This window comes from Streptomyces sp. NPDC005574, from assembly GCF_040605435.1.
GTDB lineage: Bacteria > Actinomycetota > Actinomycetes > Streptomycetales > Streptomycetaceae > Streptomyces.
In genome coordinates, this window is sequence record NZ_JBEXCW010000278.1 from 1 (window position 1) to 1962 (window position 1962).

The following is a 1962-nucleotide window of genomic DNA, read 5'->3' on the forward strand; positions in this document are numbered from 1 at the left end:
GCGGAGGGGCCCGGTGGGCGGAGGGGCCCGGTGGGCGGAGGGGCCCGGTGGGCGGAGGGGCCCGGTGGGCGGAGGGGCCCGGTGGGCGGAGGGGCCCGGTGGGCGGAGGGGCCCGGTGGGCGGAGGGGCGCCGCGGTGGTCCGCTTCTACGGCGGGACGGCCGGGGGCGGGCCGGGACGGGGGCCCTGGGTGGGCCGGGACGGGGGCCCTGGGTGGGCCGGGCGGCGAGCGGTCGCCGTCCGGCCCCGTGTCCTCGGAGCCCCGCCCGGACGGCGATCCGCCCGGTGTCGCCGTAGCGGTCAGGTCGACGTCTGCCCGTCGAGCGTCTCGCGCAGGATGTCCGCGTGCCCGGCGTGCTGGGCGGTCTCCGCGATGACGTGGGTGAGCACCCGGCGCACACTGCGCACCTCCCCCGGCTCGTGCCAGGGCGCCTCCGGCAGCGGGTGGGTCAGTGACAGGTCGGCGACGGAGGCGATGACCTTCTCGCTCCGGGCGGCGACCTCCTCGTACCGCTCGACGATCCCCGCCAGCGTCTCGCCGGGCAGCATCAGGAAGTTGTTTTGGTGGTCGATCGCCCACTGCGGGAGCTCGCGCGCGGTACCGGCCCGCAGGTCGGCCCAGGTGACTCCGTCAGGCAGGTCGTGGCGCAGTGCCGACGGGCCCTCGACGGCGAACCGCAGCCAGCCCTCCTCGACGGACGCGACGTGCTTGACCAGTCCGCCCAGGCACAGCGCGCCGGCCGTGGGGCGTTGCCCGGCCTGCTCGTCGGTGAGCCCGCGCGTGGTGTGCACCAGCGCGGCCCGGGCGGCCGCGAGGGCGGCGAGCAGATCGGCCCGCTCGGCGTCCAGGGTTGCGGGGAGCGGGTTGGTGTCGGTCACGGTGATCGGGTCCTTCCGGTCGGTGTCGTTCTCGGGCACGGGACAACCGTCGCAGGGGAAGAGGTCAGGGCGTGTCCGCTTCTGTGGGCAGGATGGGTTCCATGCCGAAGACATCAGCACGACTGCTGTCGCTGCTCTCCCTGCTCCAGGCGCGCCGGGACTGGCCGGGGGCGCTGCTGGCCGAACGGCTGGACGTCAGCGCGCGCACGGTGCGCCGCGACGTCGACCGCCTGCGCGAACTCGGCTATCCCGTCGTGGCGTTCAAGGGGCCCGACGGCGGCTACCGGCTCGACGCTGGCGCGCAGCTGCCGCCGTTGCTGTTCGACGACGAGCAGGCCGTGGCGCTGGCGGTCGCGTTGCGCATCGCCATCACGACCCGCGCGGGCATCGAGGAGGCCGCGGCACGCGCGCTGGCCACCGTGCGGCAGGTCATGCCCGCACGGCTGCGCCACCGCGTCGACACCCTCCAGGTCACGGCAGTCGAACGACCCACGGCCCGGCCGGACCCGCAGGTCGACAGCGGTGTGCTCATGACCCTCGCCGCCGCCGTCCACGCCCGCGAGGTACTGCGCTTCGACTACTCGTCCGCGACCCCGGGCGGAGCCGCCGCACCCCCGCCGCGCCGGGTGCAGCCCCATCACCTCGTCACCTGGGGCGGACGCTGGTACCTCGTCGCCTTCGATCCCGACCGAGAGGACTGGCGCACCTTCCGCGCCGACCGGATCACCCCGCGCACCCCGACAGGCCCCCGCTTCACCCCGCGCGCGCTGCCCGGCGGAACCGTGGCCGCCTTCCTGGCCGCCAGGTTCCGCGGCTCCGACGACTCCGGGGACTGGCCGTGCCGCGGTGAGGCCGTGCTCGGTCGGCCCGCCGCCGAGGTGTCCCGTCACCTCCGCGACGGCGTCGTGGAGGAACTCGGCCCGGACCGCTGCCGGCTCGTCCTCGGCTCCTGGTCCTGGGCCGGCCTGGCCGCGGAGTTCGGCAGCCCGGGGCGAGCGGGCCGTCCACCCCAACACCTACCAGCTGTTCCACCGGCGGCAGTTCGCCGAACGGGACCGCTGGAACGCCGTGCACGGGTCCTTCC

General features: G+C 76.0%; 2 protein-coding genes. One reads left to right on the forward strand and one right to left on the reverse strand.

Annotation, left to right across the window (positions count from 1 at the left end):
* Positions 1-299: 299 nt before the first annotated feature.
* Positions 300-884, reverse strand: coding sequence for a DinB family protein (locus ABZT03_RS44075; protein WP_356049928.1), 585 nt, complete (start codon positions 882-884; stop codon positions 300-302).
* A gap of 95 nt (positions 885-979) precedes the next feature.
* Here ABZT03_RS44075 and ABZT03_RS44080 point away from each other — a divergent pair.
* A partial coding sequence (locus ABZT03_RS44080) for a WYL domain-containing protein (RefSeq protein WP_356049926.1) occupies positions 980-1962 on the forward strand: 983 nt, incomplete at its 3' end.